Here is a 19,546-nt window from a genome sequence, read left to right as displayed (position 1 = left end):
GCTGAATTGCCGGTCAGGGGGTTCCTTCTTCCCGTTCCTTAGCGGTTCTTTCCCCCTTGCTTTAAGCGTCCGAGTGACGCACCTCCCCCGGTTTTTCCACATAGCTGATTCAGCAGCGTTTTTTGTCAGTGGTCTTTGGCAGAGTTATCCCATGGAGGCCATTGGGGAGCACCTTGAGGAGTTCGGCGGTTTAGCTGCCCTGCCCTCCAGCGCTGATCCCCTGCCTCCTGGCACTCGTATTCGTGCCCGCGCTGACTCGTTTCCTCGCGGCACAAAGATTCAGACCAGCGGCAGCACATCTACAGCCGGAAAGCTCCCTGCGAGGCATGGTCGCCTTCAGGCCGTACCCGCGGACAGCACCCCGCCTCCCGTCGGCTCCGAAGTACTCCCGGCTCCCGCCGAACCGGAAATGCTCCCGATGTCCGGTGGCGCGGAAGCGAACGAATTGTCATCGCTGGGCCTCGCCGGCCTCGGTGATCGGCTCGACGGCGTCGCCGCGGAGGCCGCAGAGGCCTTGCGAGGAGCCAGCTACCCGGCGGTTGATCAGTTCGCGGGTCACATTGAGGAGTTCGCGCGGACTATTGAGCACCTTCAGCTGCTTGCCGTCGGCGCCGTGGACCGGACGCGTACGGAAGCGATCGCCGCAGCCGCAGCTGCGCGTGCCAACCGTTCCCGTTCGTGGGTCACCGGCTGGAACAACGGTGCCGAGACCCTGGACGAAACCGACGTCGACTGGCCGGCACCTGCCACCCCGGCTGCCTGCCCTGACGCGACCGGCCCTGCAAGCAGCGCCGGGCAGGTCGTGACCTCCCCGGCCGACGACGGGTGCAGGAACACGGCCGAATTCCTCCGTCTTCGGCTCCGTATCCCCCTGCGTGAAGCCCGCCGCCGCCTCGCCCTGGCCCACCAGACTTTGCCGGGTACCAGCCTCACCGGCGAACCCCTCCCACCGGCACGGCCACGCTTGGCCACCGCCCTCACCCCGGTATCCGGTCGCGTCCCCGAGCAGGGAAAGTCCTCCTCGCCGGTGGTGTCCACCTACGCCGGCACCATTATTGCCACCGCACTGGACCGGCTCGAGCGCTTCACTACACCCGAGGCCCTGGACTTGATCGAGAGGGACCTCACCAGCGCCGCAGTTACCGCGGACCCCGATTTCCTGGCCAGGCTCGTCCAACGCTGGACTGAGGACATCGACGCTGACGGCGCCGAACCCAGCGAAGAAGCCCTCCGCCGCACTCAAGGCGCCTTCCTCCGCAAGCCGCGCCACGGCCTGCACCACGTTGAAATCTTCGCGACCACCGAACAATACGAACACCTCCTTACGGCCATGAACGCCGCCACCAACCCCCGCACCACAACCAGCTCCAGGGGCACGGCCACCTACACCACCGCCAACACCAGCCCGGGCGCCGCAACCAGCCGAGGCACCACCAGCAGCATGGGCGCGGAGAGCAACATGGGCGAGGAGAGCAGCGTGGGCGAGGAAAGCACAGAGGGGCCGGGTTCCTGTACTGCCAACAGTGTGGGGTTGGCTGGAGACAGCACCGGCCATGGTGCCGTCTGGAACGACATCCGCGAAGGCACCGGCCCGGACCTGGAACGGCGTACGAGGCCCCAACAACAACTCGACGGCATCATCGGCACCGTCAAAGCTGGCCTCACCACCAACGCCCTGCCAGCCACCGGCGGCAACCGGCCCCAAATCATCGCCACTATCAACTACAAAGACCTCTTTCCCCACCTCGCCGCCGCAGAGCAAGGAGCCAGCACAACAGACCCGGGAGCAGGCACTGCAGGAACGGGAACAGGAGAGGGAACCAACCCAAAGGTCTGCGAAGGACCACGCACGCTGTCCCGGCGGGGAGACTCGTCAGGAACCCGCAAGGTGTCCGGGACAGGCAGTGGGTCCGGGACAGGCAGTAGGTTAAGCACGGGGCAGCTGTCAGGGACGGGAAACTTCCCCTTCACAGGTCCCGTCCCCGCCGAAACGCTGCGCAAAATTGCCTGCGATGCCGACATCATCCCCGCGCTCCTCGGCACCAACGGGGAGATCCTGGACCTCGGCCGGAAAACCCGGCTTTTCACCGCGGCCCAACGCCTCGCACTCATCGCCCGCGACCAAGGCTGCACCTTCCCCAACTGCACCATCCCGGCGCCGTGGTGCGAAGCCCACCACATCACCTACTGGTCACAAGGCGGACCCACAAACCTGGGTAACGGCGCACTCCTGTGCGCACACCACCACCACCTCATACACAAGGAGCAGTGGACCATCACCGCCCGCCATGGCACCCCGTGGTTCACACCCCCACGCCACATCGATCCTCACCAGAAACCCCAACAGAACCGATACTTCAAACCACCCCCGCCTCCTGCGGCGCCCCGGGAATGAGGAGCCCAAGGGCGCAATCACTCCGGTAGGGCAAGCTTAAGAGGTGCCGACGCCGGCACAACCAAGCTTAAGAGGCGCCAAAACCGGCGCTGCCAATGACCACCGTGCCGTTGAGTTCGTCCGAGTGGACTATCCGGACGGCAAGGCCTGACGCAGCCACAATGGATGCTGTTCCCTCAGCCTGCTGCTCACTGGTCTCAATGAGCAGATGCCCGTTGGAGGAGAGCCAGTCCAGGGCACCGGCTGCCACGCGACGGTGAAAGTCGAGCCCGTCCGCGCCGCCGTCGAGTGCTGTCCGCGATTCATAAAGACGGGCTTCCGGCGGCATGGTTCGTATCGCATCTGTGGGGACATAGGGGGCATTAACGGCCATGACATGCACCCGGCCCTGGAGCTTGCGCGGGAGCGCTGAGAACAGGTCCCCTTCGTACACGTGTCCGCCCACCGCTCCCACGTTGACGCGGGCGCACTTCACGGCCTCCGGGTCCAGGTCCCCGGCATGCAGCTCGGCGCCGGGGGCCCGCCGGGCAATGGCCGCACCAACTGCTCCAGACCCGCAACACAGGTCAACGACAACTCGGGGACAAGGAAAGCGGCCGGCCTGCAGCAGTCCCACTGCCTCATTGACCAGCAGTTGGGTCCGGCGCCGGGGCACAAAAACCCCCGGATTCACCGCCATGCGGTGTCCGTCGAAGTCGGCCCAGCCAATAATGTACTCCAGGGGTTCGCCGGAGGTGCGCCGGGCAACCCAACCAGCAAGTGCCGCAGCGCTGGACGCCTCATTGACCAGCAGCCCCGCCTCATCCTCGGCGAAAACACAACCGGCGGCCCGCAATGCGGAAACTATGGCGGCAAGAGTGAGGGGTGCGGATGTCCCGGAAGCCGGCATAGGCACTCCGATCTACGAGCTACGAGCCGGCTTTCTCTGGGCCGGCGCACCTGGGGCGGATGGTGTCCAATGCTAATCCGCAATTACACCGCACGGCAGCACCTTGTTGGCAGTATGGACCTATGACTTCACCTGCCCAGTACGGCCTTATATGGACCGGCACCTACACCCCCGACGGAGGCGGCCGCGCCGATGGCATCGGTGCCCTCGCCGCGCACAAGGACGGAAGCCTCGGATGGCTGGGGACGGCGGTGAAGGCAGATTCGCCGTCGTTCCTTGCCGTTCATCCCACGTTGCCCGTGGTGTACGCGGTAGGGGAACAGCGCGGGATGGTCCGGGCTTTCCGCCGCACCGGCGACTTTGGTCTGGAACCACTGGGAGATCCACAACCAGCCGGAGAAGCGGCGTGCCACGTAGCTGTGGACCCCCTGGGCCGCTTCATCACTGCAGCCTGCTGGGGTGACGGCCAGGTCCTGCTCTACGAACTGGATGGCGACGGCGGGATGACCGGCTGTTTCCCGGCGGCACCATCGGTGGATCCGCACGCCAGTCTCACCCCGGGTGAACCTCGGCAAAGCCGTGCCCACGCCAGCCTGATGCTGGCGGACGGACGCGTCATGACGACGGACCTGGGCCACGACACCCTTCGGGTCTGGAACTACGTGCCCGGCACCGGCCTGGTGGCTGACCACCAGGTAGCCCTCCCCTTCGGCAACGGTCCGCGCCATCTTGTGCAGCACCAGAACGGCAACGTGTTCGTGGTGTCCGAATACTCCGTTGAGGTGTTCGTCGTGCGGCCGGACGCGGGGACCTTCGAGCTGATCTTCCGTGGTCCGGCCACCTTCGGCGGCAAGGCTCCGGGCGACTCCGCCGCCGAGATCTGCCTTGGCCATGACGGCCGTTTCGCGTATGTGGGCGTTCGCGGCTCCAACATCATCAGCACCCTCGAAGTGGTGTCCGGTGGGACGGAACTGGTCCCGGTCAAGGACACGCCCAGCGGCGGAAACTGGCCGCGCCACCACCTTGTCAGGGGGACCTGTTTGCATGTCGCCCACGAGCGGTCGGACAACGTCGCAACGTTCGCCCTTGATGACGTGACCGGCATTCCCACCAGGATGATCGACGACGTGCAGACCCCCTCACCGACTGCCTTGGTCCCTGCCTTGGCGCCCGCCAGCTAAACGTTCCGAGAAGGGGCCAGCGGGCGTAATCCAAGCGGTGGCGGCGGATCAAGGATCGCGCGGCCAAAACGCTGGAGTTATTCGGTGCAAGCGCTTACAGTTGTGGCGTGACTCACAGGAAGCACGCTTACCTGTTTGAGGCACGCAACGATTGCCGCCTGTTTCCCCGGCGGCAAGCCTGTACAGCAGCGCCGCTCCCAGGAAGGTCTCAGCCTTGATACACCGCACCCGTCCCAGCGCGCCCCCACGCGCCCGAACTTGTCCTACTCCCGCATTCCGTTACGCCGCCGGGCTGCTGGCAGCCGCCGTCGCCGTCTCGGCCGCAGTCCTCCCCGCCCAAGCCGCGCCTGGCCCGAAAGACCCAGGATCGGCGTCGGCCCTTCACTCACTCCGCGCCCCCGTAACGGATGAGAACTTCTACTTCGTGATGGCGGACCGCTTCAGCAACGGAAGCACCGCAAATGACCAGGGCGGCTTGGGCAGCGATCCCATGGTGTCCGGCTTCGACCCCACGAACAAAGGGTTCTACAACGGCGGAGACCTGGCGGGCCTGCTGGACAAAATCGACTACATCCAGGGCCTGGGCACCACCTCCATCTGGCTCACCCCCAGCTTCAAGAACAAGGCGGTACAGAAGGAGGACAACTCGGCCGGCTACCACGGCTACTGGATCACGGACTTCACCCAGATAGACCCGCACCTGGGCACCAATGCCGAGCTCAAGGCCCTCATCGACGAGGCTCACGCCCGCGGCATGAAGGTGTACTTCGACATCATCACCAACCACACCGCGGATGTCATCAGTTATCAGGACAAGGCACGCCAGGGGTACGTCTCCAAGGACGAAGCGCCGTACAAAACTGCGGACGGAGTGGAGTTCGATGACCGCGACTACGCCGGCTCGGAAAGCTTCCCGAAACTCGATCCACAAGTATCATTCCCCTACATTCCCGAGTTGACCGGCGAAGAGCAGAACCTGAAGGTTCCGGACTGGCTGAACGATCCCACGCTGTACCACAACCGGGGCGACACCACCTTCGCCGGTGAGGACGCGTACTACGGCGACTTCTTTGGCCTGGATGACCTCTTCACCGAGCACCCCAAGGTGGTCAGCGGGATGAAGGATATCTACAAGACCTGGATCGGGGACTTCGGCGTGGATGGCTTCCGGATCGACACCATGAAGCACGTCAACAACGAGTTCTGGCAGGATTTCGGCCCGGACGTCCTCAATTATGCGAAGGCCCAGGGCAAGGACGAGTTCTTTATGTTCGGCGAGGTCTTTGATACCACCAAGAGCTTCACCTCCCAGTTCACCACCCGCAACCAGATGCAGGCGGTCCTGGACTTCCCGTTCCAGGAGGCAGCGCGGAGCTTCGCGTCCAAGGGCCAGAACACCCGGACGCTGGAGACCTTCTTCGCAGGCGATGACTGGTACACGGACGCAGACTCGAACGTGTACCAGCTGCCCACGTTCCTGGGCAACCACGACATGGGCCGCATCGGCAGCTTCGTCGCAGCGGACAACCCCGGAGCAACGGACGCCGAGAAGGTGGCCCGCGACCAGCTGGCCCACGAACTGATGTACTTCTCCCGCGGCAACCCCGTGATCTACTACGGAGACGAGCAGGGCTTCACCGGCCCCGGCGGGGACCAGGACGCCCGCCAGACCCTCTTCCGCAGCAAGGTGGAGGCATACCTCGACGACGACCTCCTGGGCACCGACGCCACCCACGCCCAGGACAACTTCAACCCCGGGCACCCGCTGTACACGAAGATTAGCGAGCTTGCCGCACTCACCAAGGAGCACCCGGCCCTGCGGGACGGCGCCCACCAGCACCGTTACGCCTCCGACGGCGCCGGCATCTACGCCTTCTCCCGCACGGATGCGGAAGACCAGCGCGAGTACGTTGTGGCGCTGAACAACAGCGAACAGCCACAAACTGCCGAGGTGCCCACGTACATCGCCAAGCGCACCTATACCCGGATTTACGGCGAAGGCGCGGACGAGGCCAAAACCTCGGTGGACGGCGAGCTCACCGTCACCGTCCCGCCGCTTTCCGCCGTGGTGTACGAGTCGTCCGGGAGGATCCCGCACTCCAAGGCGGCGCCCGCCGTCGTCCTCCAGGAGCCGGCGCCCGCGCAGGGTGACAACGGGCGCCTCAAGGTGACGGCAGACGTCGACGGCTCGTCGTTCTACGAGGTCACCTTCGAAGCCAAGGCAGCAGGCGGGGACTGGACACCCATCGGCACTGACGACACTGCCCCGTACCAGGTGTTCCACGACGTCGCGGCCTTCGACGCCGGCACGGCGGTGGAGTACCGCGCCACCGTCCTGGACAACGGCGGGCACACCGCCACGTCGCAGTCCCGCGCGGCAAGCGTTCCCGCGCCCGTCCTCACGCTGCAGAAACCGGAAGAGGGCAGCAACGTGAAAGGCTCGGTGGAGCTCAGCGCCACAGCCGATCCCGAGAAGGCAAGCCACGTGGTTACGTTCGAACGCAGCGTCGCCGGCGGCGCGTGGACCACGGTTGCCACCGACGAGTCCTCACCCGTCTACTCGGCCTCGGACGACATCTCGAGCCTTGAGGATGGCACCAAGGTGGCGTACCGGGCCACGATGGCCGGCCCCGGTTTCAGCGTGGCCAGTGACATCCGGACCGTCACGGTGGGCGACGCCCCGCAGCCGAATTCGGTGACCGTGGTCGGGTCCCTGAACCAAGCCATGGGTTGCACGGGCCAGTGGGATCCGACCTGCCCGAAGGCAATGATGACGCTGGACCCTGCCGACAAGGTCTGGCGGCTCACGGTGGATCTTGACCCGGGCCAGTACGAGTACAAGGCCGCGCTGAACGGCGGCTGGGCGGAGAACTACGGAGCCGGCGGCGCAGCCAACGGGCCGAACATCACGCTGGACCATCCCGGCGGCCCGGTGACGTTCCGCTATGACAACACCACCCACCTGATCACGGCCGTGTACGCCTCCCAACAGCCCGGCGCCGTTGCGGCTGCCGGAAGCATGAACACCGAAATGGGCTGCGCCTCGGACTGGGATCCCGCCTGCGACCAGGCGCAGCTGGCACTGGACCCGGCCGACCTCATCTGGAAGCTGGCCGTGCCGAACCTGGACGCGGGCACCTACGAGTTCAAGGCCGCCCTTGACCGGTCCTGGAACGTTAACTACGGCGCAGGCGGAGCCTCCCCCGGTGGCGACATTGTGTTCAAGCACGACGGCGGCCCGCTCACCTTCCGCTATGACCACTTCACCCACCTGATCACCGCGGGCTAGCGGAGTCCTCCGCGAAAAAAGCGGACAGCGCGGGGCCACTTCCAGCCCGTCCCGAATCATCGGACGGCGGGAAGGGGCCCCGCGCTGCTGTGCCAGCCGATCCCTCGGCGGCGGGCTAGCTGCGCAGGGCACCTTCCACGGCGGCCAGCAGCGAGTTGAACCGCGGGTTGGCGGGAAGGTCGTCAAGGAGCACGGGCTTGCCGTCCGGCCCGGCCAACGGAACCTGCCAGTTCGGATACAGCGCTTCGGTGGTGCCGGGCTGGTTCTGGACGCGCCGCTCGCCCACCGCATCCACAAGCGCAACGCCCAGCAGGACCGACGGCGTCTGGGTGAGCAGGAGGTGGAGCGCCTCGATGGTCCGTTCCTCGGTCTCCGCCAGCGCGCCGGCGTCACCGGGCAGGTAGCCGCGTTCGCGCAGCAGGGCCAGCATTTTCTCCAGTGAGGCGTTGTGTTCGGCCCGCTCCTCCTCCTCGGACCGCTCCAGGAGCTCGAGCCGGCTGCGCAGTGCCACGTGATCGCCGGCAAGGTAGCCTGCCGTGGGCGGAAGGTCGTGGGTGTTGACGCTGGAAAGTGCCTGCGTCCGGTACTTTTCCGGCGCCAGGGGCGAATCGCCGTCGTACTCAAACCAAAGGATGGACGTTCCCAGGATGCCGCGGGCGGCAAGGTAGTCACGCACCCACGGTTCGAAAGTTCCCAGGTCCTCCCCGATCACCACAGCTCCGGCGCGCTGGGCCTCCAAAGCAAGGATGCCGATCAGCGCCTCATGGTCGTAACGGACGTAGGCGCCATCGCCCGGGGCATTGCCAACCGGGATCCACCAGAGCCGGAACAGGCCGAGGATGTGGTCCACCCTGATGCCGCCGGCGTGCCGCAGGACCGTGGCCAGCATGTTCCGGAACGGCTGGTAGCCGGCCTCGGCCAGGCGGGCGGGGTGCCACGGCGGCTGTCCCCAGTCCTGGCCCTGCTGGTTGTACATGTCCGGCGGGGCGCCCACGCTGGTGGCCGGAGCGAGCACGTGGCGGAGGGTCCAGGCGTCGGCACTGCTGTGGTCCACTCCGACGGCGAGATCGTGCACCACACCCAGGCGCATGCCGGACCGCAGCGCAGCCTTCTGGGCCTCCTCAAGCTGCTCATCGCAGATCCACTGCAGCCAGCGGTGGAACCCGATCCTGTCCGCAAGCTTTTCCCGCAGCGCCTCGGCCTGGGGTGTGCCCAGGGAAGTGGCCGGATCCGTCCACAGGGGATCGTCCGGCGCAACGTCTTCACGGATGGCGGACCAGAGCGCGAAATCGTCCAGTCCGGTCCCGGAGATCCGGCAGAACTCATCAAACGCAGCCTGCCGGGCAGGGGAACGGCGCGCGTGGTAGAGCAGTTCCAGCGCCTGGAGTTTGGCGGCATAGACGGCGTTCCGGTCCAGCCGGCCAGCGTCCTTGTTGAGCCCCGCGACTTCCTCCCGAAGCTTCTCCACCGCTGCACGCCGGCGCGGCTTCAGGTAGGCCAGTTCGGGTATCGCCTCCACCCGGATGTAGAGCGGGTTGAAGAACCTCCGGGTGGAGGGGGAATAGGGCGAGGGCTGCACCGGCGGCACGGGCTCTGCGGCGTGCAGCGGATTCACCAGCACGTAGTCCGCCCCGCGCTCACCGGTGAGGGCGGCAAGGTCGGCCAGGTCGGCGAAGTCGCCAATACCCCAGGACCGCCGGGAGCGGACGGAGTAGAGCTGCGTGGCAAGCCCCCAGCCTCGGCGCTGTTCAAGTGGCTTGGCGGTTGTCAGCTGGCGCGGCGTCACCACCAGGGTGGCCACGGCAGTGGTGCCACCGGACTCGGCGGTCAGGGTGTGCCAGCCAAGCGGCAGGTCCTGCGGGAGGGCGAACGTGGCACGGCCGATGGACACGCCGCCGATATCCTTGGGCTGTTCCCAGACGTCCTGCTGGACGGCGTCCACAGTGCCTGCACTGTCCTCGAGGGCAATGCTTAGCTGGACGGCGGCACCGTCCGGCACATGGACCGGGACCAGCGCCGGCTCGCCCTGCTGGATAACGACGGCGGGAGGCAGCATGCGCCGCCACGGCGCCAGTTCCGCTTCCGCCAGCGCGGCCTCAATCCCCGGGTTGGTGTCCGCCTTTACGCCAAGGGCGGCCAGGACCTTGATCAGGGTACTTTCGGCCACGGTGTGCGGCAGCCCGTCCCAGCCCTGGAAGGAGGTTCCCACACCGTGCGCGTCCGCGAGTTTCTGGAGCAGGTGGGGGTCTACGGCCCCGCCGTCGGCAGCTTCCACCGCAGCGGCCGCAGGGCCTGGAGGATCTGTTGGCATCCCTGGACTATATGAATGCTGCTGGTCTGAAGCCGTCATGCGTGTCCGCCTCGTCTGGTGTGATGTGGCCCGAACTTACGTGCTGCCTGTTGCTGCATGGTGTACCGGGCGCCTGCACCCCCGCGCACAACCGTTGGTTCAGATTATTGCAGGGCGGCGCGGAGACGAAACCGGATCGTCCCAGCAACAACTTTGACTTGCCTTCAGGTCATGCCCGCAGCCTACGGATCGAAGTGCGTGCTGACCGAGCCCGAGCTCACACGGCTCAGGACGTCCGCCGCGAGGTCCCTCAGCTTCTGGTTCCGGTGGCTGGACGCCTTAGTGAGCATCGCCATGGCCTCCTCCTGCGAGCAGCGGTTCTGGGCCATAATCACCCCGCACGCCAAGTCGATGGTGGTGCGGTTCTCCATGGCAGCCGAAAGGTCGTCGGCAACGTTCCGGGCGTCAGCGATCTGCAGGGCCAGCCGCAGCGCCCGCTCGGCCTGGTCGGCAAACCCCTGTGCCTTGCTGATGACCGCTCCCGTGAAGACATCAGGTTCGGAGGAGAAGAAGTTCAAGGCGGCCGCCTGGCTGTCGTCGAGGGCCAGGGGTACGCCCAGCACGCTCCTGCAGCCGTTGGCGGCCAGGATCTTTTGGAACTCCGGCCAGCGGGTATCGGCGTATACATCCGCAAGGACTACAGGCCGCATGGTCTCCAGCGCGGCAAGGCACGGCCCGTCACCCAGGACCTGCTCGAGCCTGTCCAGCTCCTTGGCCCGGTCGCTGCTGCCCGCCACGGTCATGCTGCGCTTGCGCCGGCGCAGTGTCACACCGCATTCAACCCGCGAGCCCGCAGACTCACTCAGGGCCGAAGCTGCCACTCCGGAGAGCTCCGTGAGGAAGTCGTTCACGTTGCTGCTGCCAATAATCAGGTCGTGCAACCTAACGAATTGTTCGTCATCGCCTGGAGTGCCCATGCCTCAATATAGGCGCTACCGCCGGGGAAACGCCCGCCACAATTCGTCACGCCGGGCCCCTGCGTTACTCCGTGCGAAGAAAAGCGAAGGACTAAGGCATAAACCTGCCGCCTCCACACGAAGCTGTGTAGCCTCATGACGATCGAAGGCATCAGTGGCAACGCAACGGGAGGGACCGGGGATGAGCCTCAGCGAACTGCGGGTATTCGGGCGGTCGGGGACCCCGGTCAGCCCGCTCACTTTGGGCACCATGAATTTTGGCGAGGGCAACGGCAGCCCCAACGGCGGCGCGCACGGCGCCCCCACCGGCGCCGATGAGAGCATCCGGATCATCCAGGCGGCGCTGGACGCCGGGATCACCGCCGTCGATACCGCCGATGTCTACTCGCAGGGCGAGTCGGAGCAGGTAGTGGGCCGCGCGCTGCGGGGACGGCGCGACGACGTCTTCCTCGCCACAAAGTTCCATGGGCAGATGAGCGCCAACCCCGCCCACTCCGGAAACTCCCGCCGCTGGATCACCCAGGCAGTGGAGGGCAGCCTCCGCCGGCTTCAAACAGACCGGATCGACCTCTACCAGGCACACCGGCCGGACTACAACACCGATGTCCTCGAAACCATCACCACGCTCAACGACTTGATCCGCCAAGGCAAGATCCTCTACTACGGCACGTCCGTCTTCACCCCGGCGCAGCTTGTGGAGGCGCAGTGGCTGGCCACCACAAACCACCTGATCCCGCCCCTGGGAAACCAGGTGCCGTATTCCATGCTGGTGCGCGGCAACGAACGCGACGTGCTGCCCATCGCCCAGCAGTACGGGCTGGGCGTCCTCGCGTACGGGCCGCTGGCCGGCGGCTGGCTGTCCGGCAGCTTCGTCCTCGAATCCGGAAAGGCGCCCACCCGCGTGCATTCATTGCCCGGCCGGTACGACATCTCAGGCCCCTCCAGCGAACGGAAGCAGCACGCCGCGGACGCCCTGGCGCGGCTGGCGGACAAACTGGAGCTCTCGCTCGTGGACCTGGCCATCGGCTTCGCCCTCACCCACCCCGCCATCAGCAGCGTCATCATCGGGCCACGCAGCGAGGAACACCTGCAGGCGTACTTGCAGGCAGCGGACGTCCGGCTCAGCGAATCCGTCCTGGACGCCATCGATGACGTGGTGCCGCCCGGAACCAACTTTGTGGAGCGGGACGCGGGGACCATCGTTCCCTCCATTGAGTTCGCGGAATTACGACGGCGGTAGCGGGCTTCGCGCGGAACTTTCCTGATACGGCGGCGTGTATTGCCCGGCGGGCGTTGACTGCCCGCTGCGGGTGTCCTGCCCGTCGCGCATGTCAACGGCCGGGGCGGGCGGCGCGGACAGGACACCGGCGGACTTGCCCGGCGTCAGGATGAAAAGGCTGAAAATGACGACGGCGGCGCCAAGCCAACCGTGCAGCGGCAGCCGCTCTCCCACCACCAGCACCGCCAGCACCGCAGCCACTACCGTTTCAAGCAGGGAAATACCGGTGGCAGTGCTGGCCCGGACCCTGGCCAGTCCCCAGCCGAACAGCACATAGCCGGCGAACATCGGGACCAGGGCCATGTAGGCTCCCACGGAGAAATTGGTCCAGGATTCCAGCAGGGGCGCGCCGGTTGCCAGGAGCACGGGCATCAGCAGGAGCCCACCGAGGCCGAAGACAGTTCCCATCGCTGCCCGTGAAGATATGCCGCCGCCGATAATGCGGTGGGCCGCCCAGGAGTACAGGGCATATGTGGCACCGGCCACCAGACCCAGGGCTATCCCCGCCAACGGGGTCCACGTCTCACCAGGAGAGCCGGAAGTGGCGGCCTGTTCGTGCCCCTGCCCGGCCGAGGACAGCAGTGCCGCGCCCATGACACCCAGGAAAGCTCCGGCCGCCCACCTGCGGCTGAGCGGCTTTCCATCCGCGAAGCGCTCGATGAGTGCAGCTGCCACCGGCGCCGAACCGATGGAAACCACGGTTCCCACCGCAACGCCGGACAAGCGCATCGAGCTGTAGAAGGCCAGTGGGTAGACCGCCACCGCCACCGCACCCAAGGACACCAGGCGCCAACGGTCCAGCAGGCCCGGCCATTGCCCGGTGATGGCGTTGACGGCATAGAGGGCCTGGAGCAGGCCGCCGACGCCCATGGCAACTGCGCCAACAGCCAACGGGCTCACGGCCGGGGCGAAGGTGGCAGCCGTTCCCGTGGTTCCCCAGAGCACGGATGCGGCGGCAACGCATAAAGCACCCCACAGCGGCACTCTGTGGTTTCCGGCGTCCGGGTTCACAGCCCCTCCAACAGCCGGGCGGCGATGGTCCGGCCGTCCTTCAGGCGCTGGTCATTCCCCTCCAGCCCGGCCCTGGCCATGGCACCTTCGAGCAGGAAGGCCAGGTGCCTGGCCAGCCCGGCGGCGCGCCCATCCTCTCCCGGCAGGAGCTCGGCCACGTGCCGGGCCAGCAGTTCCTCAACCTCTTCCTTGTGTTTCCGGACCGCAACCCGCCCGGCCGCCCCCGCGGGAAGTTCCGCCGCTGCATTAAGCAGCCCGCAGCCCCTGAACCCGTCCTGGTAGGCGAGGTTGGCGTGGTCCATATATGCGTCAAAAACAGCCAGCACCCGTTCCCGCGGAGTCTGGGCGGTCTCCATCCGCTTGCCGTACAGGCCAAGCCACTCCGCGTGCCGCGCTTCCAAATAGGCGGCCACAAGTTCCGCCTTGGAGGCGAAATTGTTGTAGAGGCTCTTCTTGGCAACGCCGGCCCCAGCGGTGATGGCATCGATCCCGGTGGCCCCCACGCCTTGGGCATAGAAGAGCCGGGCTGCCGCTTCAAGCAGCAGCACCCGGGCCGGGCGCTTCGGTGATTTTGCGGCGGAAGGCGCGCTTGCCTCAGCGCTGGCTGGCGCGGCATCCGGGAGGGGCAACGCGGCTCCTTGCTTCGTGAGTAGTTAGATCAGTCTACCTACCGCAGCGCAAGGTGCCAGGCCGGGAATATCCGGGCCCGCGTCCATGTTGTTGCTCTGTTCAGAACGAACTGCAACCAGCCGACAGGAGAACGCATTAATGTCAGTTGACTATGACGCTCCACGGGTGACGCCCGAGGAAGAGCCGAACAGCGGCTTTGAGGAGCTGAAGACCGAGAAGTCGGGCCGAAGGGAGGCGACAACCGACGTAGACGAGGCCGAGCTCGCGGACAGCTTCGAACTGCCCGGGGCGGACCTTTCGAACGAGGAGCTCCTAATCCAGGTGGTGCCGGTCCAGGCCGACGAATTCACCTGCATGTCCTGCTTCCTGGTGCACCACCGCAGCCAGCTGGCAAGGGAGAAGGACGGCAAGAAGTACTGCAGGGAGTGCGAGTCGTAGGGGGCCGGGCAGTCCGGCGGAGGCTGGCGCTCCACCGCCTCCGCCCCGGCCTGGAAATCTCCTAGTGCCTCCAGAAACCCCATCGATTGCTCCGTAGGTGTCGTTTTTGAACGTTGAAAACGGCAGTTACGCGGCAATCGACGGGCTTCACTTCAAATCAAAGGGCGAGTAATCCGGCCGGCGGCACGAGATGGCATCCTTGCGGCTAAGCAGGCCGATAGAGATCGCGCGCTACTGTAGCTCATTCCCTTGGCCATAGCTGAACCGTCTATGTCTCGGTAACGGTTCCTCGCCTGGGGCCCTCCGGCAGTCAGCGCCGGGTCTTGTACCTGGTCAGGACCACGCCGCCGGGAAACATCCGGGACTCCACCAGGTCCAGGTTTACCCAGTTGTCCAGGGTGGCGAAGAACGGCGTGCCGCCGCCCACCAGGACCGGATGGGTGAGCATCAGGTACTCGTCGATCAGTCCGGCCCGCATGGCTGCCGCGGCGAGCGTGGCGCCGCCGATGTCCATGGAGCCGCCGTCGTCCGCCTTGAGGCGGGTGATCTCGGCGACCGCGTTGCTGGTGACCAGGCGGGTGTTCCAGTCGACTGTGCTGGTCGTTGAGGAGAACACCACTTTCGGCATGTCCCGCCAGCGGCGGGCGAACTCGATGTGCGCCGGCGTGGCGCCGGGCTGCTGGTCGGCGGTGGGCCAGTGGGAGCTCATGGTCTCCCACAATTTCCGCCCGTATAGCGCCAGGCCCGTCGCCCCCACCCGGTCAGACCACCACTGGAACAGCTCATCGCTTGGTACGCTCCAGCCGAGGTCGTCACCGGGCGCGGCGATGTAGCCGTCCAGGCTCACGTTCATGCCGAAGGTCAGGGTGCGCATGGCGCCAGTCTCCCGTGAATCGGCATCCGTTGTACAGGCCGGCACGGGGCGGAAAATCATCGGCCAGGCAACACCGGGCCAATGCCGCCCAGTCCGGTAATCTGCGGGCCTTTGGGCCAGCCAACTACCAGTCGTGGACCGTTCCGTCGATGAGGCGGTTGTAGGGCAGGTAGGCCTGCTGGTACGGGAACGCGGCTGCGGCTTCCTCGTTGAACTCGACGCCGATCCCGGGCTTGTCCCCGGGGTGGAGGTAGCCGTCCACGAAGGTCATGGACTGCTCGAAGACCTCGTTGGTCTTGTCCGAGTGCTGCATGTACTCCTGGATGCCGTAGTTGTGGATCGCCAGGCCCACGTGCAGCTGCGCCGCGAAGCCCACCGGGGAAATGTCCGTGGGGCCGTGGAAACCGGACTTGATCTGGTACTGCGCGGCGAAATCCATCACCTTCTTCAACGGGCTGATCCCGCCGAAGTGGGTGGACGCGGCGCGGACATAGTCGATCAGCTGTTCCTTGATCAGGGTCTGGTAGTCCCACACCGTGTTGAAGATTTCACCGATCGCCAGCGGGGTGGTGGTGTGCTGGCGGACCAGGCGCAGGCCCTCCTGGTTCTCCGCCGGGGTGCAGTCCTCCAGCCAGAACAGGTCATACGGCTCCAGCGCCTTGCCCAGCTTCGCGGCCTGGATGGGGGTCATCCGGTGGTGCCCGTCATGCAGCAAAGGGATCTCCGGGCCGAACTCGTTCCGGACCGCCTCAAACACGGTGGGAAGGTGCCGCAGGTACGCCCGGGTGTCCCAGTCCTCCTCCACCGGGAACGCGCCCCGCCCGGCGGGCTCGTAGTCGTACCGCTCCCCCGAAGCCTGCGCCTGGGCGGCCACCCCGTAGACGGCCTTGATGCCGGGGACGGCGGTCTGGATCCGGATCGACTTATACCCGAGTTCCAGGTGTTCCCGGACGGAGTCGAACAGCGACGGCAAGTCAGCACCGGACGCGTGCCCGTAGGCGCGCAGCCCGTTCCGGGACGCCCCGCCCAGGAGCTGGTACACCGGCATCCCGGCCACCTTGCCCTTGATATCCCACAACGCCATATCCACCGCAGCGATCGCAGCCATCGTCACCGGGCCCCGCCGCCAATACGCTGACCGGTACAGGAACTGCCACGTGTCCTCGATCCGGTGCGCGTCCTTGCCAATCAGCAGCTGCGCCACGTGCTCCTTCAAATACGCGGCAACAGCAAGCTCACGCCCATTCAACGTGGCGTCACCAATACCGGTCACACCATCCTCGGTAGTAATCCGGAGCGTCACGAAATTCCGGGAGGGACTGGTCACGAAGACATCGGCGGCAATGATTTTCACAGCAGAACCAGGCTTTCTTGGTCAGTGGTAGCGGTACGTTGGGCTGGCGGGGGTGGAGCTCGAACGGATCAACGTTGGGTGGTTCCGCTGGGAGTGGTTCCCAGCAGGGCAAGTTCCGACCTGTTAGGAAGGCCTTCCCAGTCCCCCGCGGTGCTCACGGCGAAGGCCCCGGTGAGGGCGCCGCGCTCCAGGCGGCCGGGCACGTCGGCGCCGTCGAGCAAGGCGGATAGGTAGCCGGCGGTGAAGGCGTCACCGGCTCCTATCGTGTCGATGCTGGTGACCGGGACGGCCGGGACATCCCACCGGCCCTCGGCGGTGTGGACGCTGGCGCCGGCCGCGCCCCGCTTGACCACCACCTCGCGCACTCCGAGCCCCAGGATTTCGGCGACCATCGCCGATTCACCGGGGTCGGCCCCTGGCGCACCATCCGTTCCGGCGGCAACCAGGCCAAGTTCGTCGTCGGAAGCAATCACAATGCTGGCATGCCTCAGCAGCGGTGCCAGCACCTTCCGTGCCTCTTCCCGGGACCAAAGCTTGCTGCGGTAGTTGACGTCGATGGACACCACGGCGCCGGCGCCGGCGGCTTGTTCGGCGGCGTATTCCACGGCCTTCCGGGACTCCGGGCTGAGGGCGGCCGTGATGCCGGTCAGGTGGAGGATGCGGGCGCCCGCATGGAGGGCAGGTTCCACATCCTCCGGGCACAGTGTTGACCCTGCGGAGCCGGAGCGGTAGTAGAAGGCGCGCGTCACGTCGGCGGTGCGTTGTTCAAGGAACATCAACCCGGTCCGGCGGGAAGCGTCCGCGCGGTGCTCCAGCCGCACCCCCTCGGCACGGAGTTGGCGGAGGATGAACTCGCCGTGCGGATCGGCACCCACAACGCCGGCCCAGGTGACGCTGTGCCCGAGCCGTGCGACGCCGACGGCCACGTTCGACTCGGCACCGGCCACGTGCATGCCCAGGGCGCCGCCGGCGGACAGGGGCCCGGCGGAGCGCAGCGAGACCATGGACTCGCCGAAGGTCAGGAGATCAACGGCTCCGGGCGCCGAGGGGTGTCCGACGGCGGCAGTCACCGCAGGCCCTTCGCGGCGCGCCCGTTGTACGCGGCAAGGGCGACGAAGCGGCGCGCGCGCCCGCGCATGGCAGCAAGGTCGCCGCCGGATGCGGCGTCTCCGAACAGCGGGCCTCCCAGCCCCACCGCGATGGCACCGGCTCCCCAGTATCCGGCGGCTTCATCGAGTCCGACGCCGCCCACGGCGATGAAAGGGATGTCCGGGAACGGATCGCGCAGCGCCTTCAGGTAGCCGGGCCCGCCGATGGAGGCGGGGAAAAGCTTGATTGCCGCGGCGCCGCGGCTCATCGCTTCGAAGGCCTCGCTGGGGGTGAGGGCCCCGGCCAGGACGGCAATGCCCCGACCGGCCGCCGCCTCGATGGAGGGAGCGAGCGACGGGGTGACTATGAACTGGCCGCCTGCGGATTCGACATCTTCCGCGTCCTGCTTTGTCAGCACGGTCCCGGCCCCCACGAAGCACCCGGCGGGAGCAGCTGCGCGCACCTCGCCGATCGCCTTGAGGGCCCCCGGCGTGGTGAGGGCGATTTCAACGTACTTGAAGCCCTCCTCCATCGCCGCGAGGGCGGCCCTCCCCGCGGCCGCGCCGTCCGTTCCGCGCACGATCGCCACCAGCCTGGTCCGGCGCACCCCGGCCAGCAGGTCCTCGGGGGTCAGGGTGTTCTCCATGCTGTGCTTCTCCTTTTGAGGGGTGTCCGTGTCCGTGCCCGCAGTCCAGGCCGTCACCATTCTGCGAAAGCGCCGTCCGGCTGGCGCCACACCGGACCCCGCCAGGCGTGTCCGCGCTTGTCCGCCGCCCGAACCACGGCTTCGTCGATCTCGATGCCCAGGCCGGGGCCGGTGAGCCGTTCGATGTGCCCGTTCACGAACTTCAGCGGCGTTTTGTCCACCACGTAGTCCAGGACCTCGGCGCCCTTGTTGTAGTGGATGCCGATGCTCTGTTCCTGGATCAGGAAGTTGGGCGTCGCGAAGCCCACCTGCAGGCACGCGGCGAGTGCCAGCGGCCCCAGCGGGCAGTGCGGTGCCAGCTGGACTTCATAAACCTCGGCCAGCGAGGCGATCTTGCGGACCTCCGTGATGCCGCCCGCGTGGGAGAGGTCCGGCTGGGCCACGGCGATGCCGGCCTGCAGTGCGGGCAGGAATTCCTGCCGGCTGTAGAGCCGCTCGCCGGTGGAGACCGGCGTGGTGGTGGACGACGTGAATTCCCGCAGGAGGTGGGTGTTCTCCGGGACCACGGGCTCTTCGAGGAAGAAAGGCCGGTACGGTTCCAGCAGCGGCGCCACTCGGCGGGCGTTGGCGAGGCTGAAGCGGCCGTGGAAATCCACGGCAACGTCGCGGTGCTCACCAAGGACTTCGCGGGCGGCGGCCACCCGGCGGACAACGCCGTCGAGCTCTGCAACCGAGGCGATGGGGCTCATCCGCCCGCTGGCATTCATCTTCACCGCGGTGAGGCCCACCTCCAGCTGCGCGCTGATCTGGTCGGCCACTTCGTTGGGTTCGTCGCCGCCCACCCAGCCGTACATCCGGATGCGGTCACGGACGTGGCCGCCCAGCAGTTGGTGCACGGGCGCGTTGAAGTACTTGCCGGCGATGTCCCAGAGGGCCTGGTCCAGGCCCGATACGGCGCTGGCGAGGATGGGCCCCCCGCGGTAGAAGGACCCTTTGGTCATCACCTGCCAGTGGTCTTCGATCCGCAGCGCGTCATTGCCGATCAGTAGTTCGGCGAGCTGTTCGACGGCGGTGCGCACCGTTTCGCTGCGGCCTTCGCACGTCGCCTCTCCCCAGCCGACAATCCCACTGTCCGTCTCGATCCGGACGAAGAGCCAGCGCGGCGCGACGAGGAAGGTTTCAATCCTGCTGATGAGCGTCATTT

The 19,546-nt window shown here is 66.7% G+C and carries 15 protein-coding genes; 5 read left to right on the top strand and 10 right to left on the bottom strand.

Annotated elements, in window-relative coordinates; genetic code table 11:
• The first annotated feature begins 418 nt into the window (after nucleotides 1–418).
• Nucleotides 419–2,395: an HNH endonuclease signature motif containing protein gene (locus KTR40_RS01975; RefSeq protein ID WP_228405121.1), complete on the top strand. Its 1,977-nt coding sequence runs from the start codon at nucleotides 419–421 to the stop codon at nucleotides 2,393–2,395.
• 67 nt (nucleotides 2,396–2,462) lie between these two features.
• Here the strand turns inward: KTR40_RS01975 and KTR40_RS01970 are convergent, their stop codons facing one another.
• Nucleotides 2,463–3,284 (bottom strand): putative protein N(5)-glutamine methyltransferase, encoded by an 822-nt coding sequence (locus KTR40_RS01970; protein ID WP_228405120.1) that lies wholly within the window; start codon nucleotides 3,282–3,284, stop codon nucleotides 2,463–2,465.
• Nucleotides 3,285–3,406: 122 nt separating this feature from the next.
• On the opposite strand from KTR40_RS01970, the gene KTR40_RS01965 reads away from it, so the two are divergent.
• Together KTR40_RS01965 and KTR40_RS01960 are read left to right on the top strand one after the other, a co-directional pair.
• A complete protein-coding gene (locus KTR40_RS01965) occupies nucleotides 3,407–4,465 on the top strand; it encodes a beta-propeller fold lactonase family protein (RefSeq protein ID WP_228405119.1) in 1,059 nt (352 codons plus the stop codon).
• 427 nt (nucleotides 4,466–4,892) lie between these two features.
• Entirely contained in the window at nucleotides 4,893–7,754 is a 2,862-nt protein-coding gene (locus tag KTR40_RS01960) for an alpha-amylase family glycosyl hydrolase (protein ID WP_228406226.1), read from the top strand.
• A 115-nt stretch (nucleotides 7,755–7,869) separates the two neighbouring features.
• On the opposite strand, the gene malQ is transcribed toward KTR40_RS01960, so the two are convergent.
• Nucleotides 7,870–10,065, bottom strand: a complete 2,196-nt coding sequence (malQ, locus tag KTR40_RS01955) for a 4-alpha-glucanotransferase (RefSeq protein WP_228405118.1) — start codon at nucleotides 10,063–10,065, stop codon at nucleotides 7,870–7,872.
• Nucleotides 10,066–10,286: 221 nt separating this feature from the next.
• Complete coding sequence (locus KTR40_RS01950) at nucleotides 10,287–11,021, bottom strand: GAF and ANTAR domain-containing protein (RefSeq protein ID WP_139027608.1); 735 nt, start codon at nucleotides 11,019–11,021, stop codon at nucleotides 10,287–10,289.
• A 181-nt stretch (nucleotides 11,022–11,202) separates the two neighbouring features.
• On the opposite strand from KTR40_RS01950, the gene KTR40_RS01945 reads away from it, so the two are divergent.
• The gene (locus KTR40_RS01945; RefSeq protein ID WP_228405117.1) at nucleotides 11,203–12,261 is read left to right on the top strand and encodes an aldo/keto reductase; all 1,059 of its coding nucleotides are present in this window, start codon (nucleotides 11,203–11,205) and stop codon (nucleotides 12,259–12,261) included.
• On the opposite strand, the gene KTR40_RS01940 is transcribed toward KTR40_RS01945, so the two are convergent.
• Together KTR40_RS01940 and KTR40_RS01935 are read right to left on the bottom strand one after the other, a co-directional pair.
• Nucleotides 12,247–13,311: a DMT family transporter gene (locus KTR40_RS01940; protein ID WP_228405116.1), complete on the bottom strand. Its 1,065-nt coding sequence runs from the start codon at nucleotides 13,309–13,311 to the stop codon at nucleotides 12,247–12,249. The two genes, KTR40_RS01945 and KTR40_RS01940, sit on opposite strands and share 15 nt — an antisense overlap.
• On the bottom strand, nucleotides 13,308–13,859 hold the full coding sequence (locus KTR40_RS01935) for a TetR/AcrR family transcriptional regulator (protein WP_171058887.1): 552 nt from the start codon (nucleotides 13,857–13,859) through the stop codon (nucleotides 13,308–13,310). Before KTR40_RS01935 ends, KTR40_RS01940 begins: the two co-directional genes overlap by 4 nt.
• 220 nt (nucleotides 13,860–14,079) lie before the next feature.
• On the opposite strand from KTR40_RS01935, the gene KTR40_RS01930 reads away from it, so the two are divergent.
• The gene (locus KTR40_RS01930; RefSeq protein ID WP_228405115.1) at nucleotides 14,080–14,379 is read left to right on the top strand and encodes a DUF4193 domain-containing protein; all 300 of its coding nucleotides are present in this window, start codon (nucleotides 14,080–14,082) and stop codon (nucleotides 14,377–14,379) included.
• 310 nt (nucleotides 14,380–14,689) lie between these two features.
• On the opposite strand, the gene KTR40_RS01925 is transcribed toward KTR40_RS01930, so the two are convergent.
• The 5 genes from KTR40_RS01925 to dgoD form a co-directional block, all read right to left on the bottom strand.
• Nucleotides 14,690–15,253, bottom strand: a complete 564-nt coding sequence (locus KTR40_RS01925; RefSeq protein ID WP_228405114.1) for a dihydrofolate reductase family protein — start codon at nucleotides 15,251–15,253, stop codon at nucleotides 14,690–14,692.
• Between the two features lie 124 nt (nucleotides 15,254–15,377).
• On the bottom strand, nucleotides 15,378–16,607 hold the full coding sequence (gene manD / locus KTR40_RS01920; RefSeq protein WP_228405113.1) for a D-mannonate dehydratase ManD: 1,230 nt from the start codon (nucleotides 16,605–16,607) through the stop codon (nucleotides 15,378–15,380).
• A 68-nt stretch (nucleotides 16,608–16,675) separates the two neighbouring features.
• The gene (locus KTR40_RS01915) at nucleotides 16,676–17,677 is read right to left on the bottom strand and encodes a sugar kinase (protein WP_228405112.1); all 1,002 of its coding nucleotides are present in this window, start codon (nucleotides 17,675–17,677) and stop codon (nucleotides 16,676–16,678) included.
• Complete coding sequence (locus tag KTR40_RS01910) at nucleotides 17,674–18,342, bottom strand: bifunctional 4-hydroxy-2-oxoglutarate aldolase/2-dehydro-3-deoxy-phosphogluconate aldolase (RefSeq protein ID WP_228405111.1); 669 nt, start codon at nucleotides 18,340–18,342, stop codon at nucleotides 17,674–17,676. Before KTR40_RS01910 ends, KTR40_RS01915 begins: the two co-directional genes overlap by 4 nt.
• A gap of 53 nt (nucleotides 18,343–18,395) precedes the next feature.
• Nucleotides 18,396–19,544, bottom strand: coding sequence for a galactonate dehydratase (gene dgoD / locus KTR40_RS01905; protein WP_139027580.1), 1,149 nt, complete (start codon nucleotides 19,542–19,544; stop codon nucleotides 18,396–18,398).
• Between the last annotated feature and the right edge of the window lie 2 nt (nucleotides 19,545–19,546).

The sequence above is a fragment of the Pseudarthrobacter sp. L1SW genome, assembly GCF_020809045.1.
Classification (GTDB): Bacteria; Actinomycetota; Actinomycetes; order Actinomycetales; family Micrococcaceae; genus Arthrobacter.
This window is presented reverse-complemented; position numbering and strand designations above follow the sequence as displayed.

Excerpts from the sequence above, each read along its gene's own strand:
- KTR40_RS01975 (WP_228405121.1), top strand. The coding sequence starts at position 419 with ATGTCCGGTGGCGCGGAAGCGAACGAATTGTCATCGCTGGGCCTCGCC.
- KTR40_RS01970 (WP_228405120.1), bottom strand. The coding sequence starts at position 3,284 with ATGCCGGCTTCCGGGACATCCGCACCCCTCACTCTTGCCGCCATAGTT.
- KTR40_RS01965 (WP_228405119.1), top strand. The coding sequence starts at position 3,407 with ATGACTTCACCTGCCCAGTACGGCCTTATATGGACCGGCACCTACACC.
- KTR40_RS01960 (WP_228406226.1), top strand. The coding sequence starts at position 4,893 with ATGGCGGACCGCTTCAGCAACGGAAGCACCGCAAATGACCAGGGCGGC.
- malQ (WP_228405118.1), bottom strand. The coding sequence starts at position 10,065 with ATGCCAACAGATCCTCCAGGCCCTGCGGCCGCTGCGGTGGAAGCTGCC.
- KTR40_RS01950 (WP_139027608.1), bottom strand. The coding sequence starts at position 11,021 with ATGGGCACTCCAGGCGATGACGAACAATTCGTTAGGTTGCACGACCTG.
- KTR40_RS01945 (WP_228405117.1), top strand. The coding sequence starts at position 11,203 with ATGAGCCTCAGCGAACTGCGGGTATTCGGGCGGTCGGGGACCCCGGTC.
- KTR40_RS01930 (WP_228405115.1), top strand. The coding sequence starts at position 14,080 with ATGTCAGTTGACTATGACGCTCCACGGGTGACGCCCGAGGAAGAGCCG.
- KTR40_RS01925 (WP_228405114.1), bottom strand. The coding sequence starts at position 15,253 with ATGCGCACCCTGACCTTCGGCATGAACGTGAGCCTGGACGGCTACATC.
- KTR40_RS01910 (WP_228405111.1), bottom strand. The coding sequence starts at position 18,342 with ATGGAGAACACCCTGACCCCCGAGGACCTGCTGGCCGGGGTGCGCCGG.
- dgoD (WP_139027580.1), bottom strand. The coding sequence starts at position 19,544 with ATGACGCTCATCAGCAGGATTGAAACCTTCCTCGTCGCGCCGCGCTGG.